This is a genomic window from Loktanella sp. PT4BL (assembly GCF_003201935.1).
Taxonomy (GTDB): domain Bacteria; phylum Pseudomonadota; class Alphaproteobacteria; order Rhodobacterales; family Rhodobacteraceae; genus Yoonia.
The window spans coordinates 1-1,657 of record NZ_QJJL01000032.1 but is presented as its reverse complement, the minus strand read 5'-3'; the positions used below and the strand labels follow the sequence as shown (position 1 = coordinate 1,657).

General features: G+C 58.2%; 1 protein-coding gene. It reads left to right on the top strand.

The window, feature by feature from the left end; genetic code table 11:
• Positions 1–73 precede the first annotated feature (73 nt).
• A protein-coding gene (locus C7964_RS19690; protein ID WP_286164082.1) for an IS3 family transposase occupies positions 74–1,626 on the top strand; the annotation gives its coding sequence in 2 pieces (ribosomal slippage) (positions 74–542 and positions 542–1,626; 1,554 coding nt in all).
• Positions 1,627–1,657 lie beyond the last annotated feature (31 nt).

Sequence of the window (1,657 nt, the reverse complement as noted above, 5' to 3'; positions counted from 1 at the left end):
CCCCCTGTGTCAGGGATGTTGTCCGCTGCTCTATTTTTCTCTAATTTTCAGGTGGGCGGATTAGGACAATGACATGGGATATTCACTGGAACGAAAAGCAGCTGTGCTGAAGCGGATGCTTCCGCCGAACAACGTGGCCATTCGGCAGCTTTCGCGTGAGGAAGGGATTTCGGAGGCGACGCTTTTCTCCTGGCGTGCTGAGGCGCGCAAGAAGGGGCAGCTTTTGCCTGACGCGGATGCGAGCCCTGAGGGCTGGTCTTCACGTGACAAGTTTGCGGCGGTGTTGGAAACTGCTGCGCTGAACGAGGCTGACCTAGCCGAATACTGCCGCAAACGCGGCCTTTATCCGGCGCAGATTGCCGCGTGGCGAGTTGCTTGCGAACAGGCAAATGACTGGGACCGCATGAGTTCAGCACGTCTTGGGCGTGCGACCAAGGAAGAAAAGAAACGGGTGAAAGATTTGGAACGCGCGCTTGCTCGTAAGGATCGCGCACTGGCCGAAACTGCAGCACTGCTTGTTCTGCGAAAAAAGGCCTCAGCGATCTGGGGGGACGGAGAGGACGCATGATCAGCACCCCAGATCGCCAAACCGCAGTTGCTCTGATCAATGAGGCTGTCACCGCAGGAGCGCGGCGCGGCAAAGCCTGTTCCGCGTTGGAAATCAGCGAACGCACTCTGCGGCGCTGGACGAAAGATGGTGAGGTCCGCCCTGATCAACGTCCCCTCGTGCCACGCCCGGAGCCAGCAAACGCGTTGAGTGCCGCTGAACGCGCGGCTGTTCTAGATGTCTGTAATTCAGAGGAGTTCTCTAGCCTTCCCCCAAGTCAGATTGTGCCAAAGCTAGCCGATCAGGGGCAGTATCTGGCCTCGGAAGCGAGCTTCTACCGCATTCTGCGCGCCAATGGATTGCAGCATCACCGGGGTCGAGCCAAGCCCCCAGTCAAGCGTAAGCCGCCCACAAGCTATCAGGCCAGTGCGCCCTGTGAGGTCTGGACTTGGGACATTACCTGGATGCCGGGGCCTGTCGCAGGCATGTTCTTTTACCTGTATTTGATCGTGGACATCTTCAGCCGAAAAATTGTTGGTTGGGAGGTCCATGAGCGTGAAAGTGCGGATCTGGCTTCCATTCTGATCCGACAGGCCGTGTTGGCCGAGGGCTGCCAGATGCGCCCCTTGGTTCTGCACGCTGACAACGGCAGTCCCATGAAGGGTGCCACGATGAAGGTGACAATGGAAAAATTGGGGATCACGGCCTCCTACAGCCGCCCACGTGTCAGCAACGACAACCCCTTCTCAGAGGCGTTGTTCCGAACCTGCAAATACCGTCCCGAATGGCCGACCAAGGGCTTCGCCGCAAAGGCAGACGCTCAAGCCTGGGTTCAAAGCTTCGCTGGCTGGTACAACAACGAACACCTGCACAGCGCCATCCGCTTCGTCACGCCGAATGCGCGCCACGCAGGCCATGATCATGCAACGCTCACAAACCGCGCCAATCTCTATGCAACCGCTCGCGCGCAAAACCCGCAACGCTGGTCAGGAAAAACCCGAAACTGGCAACCCGCAGGACCCGTCTGGTTGAACCCAGAAAACGAAACCAGCGCCCCTGAAATCAGAGACGCCGCATGAAATCGGCGGACAACTTGTTTGACAAACACCG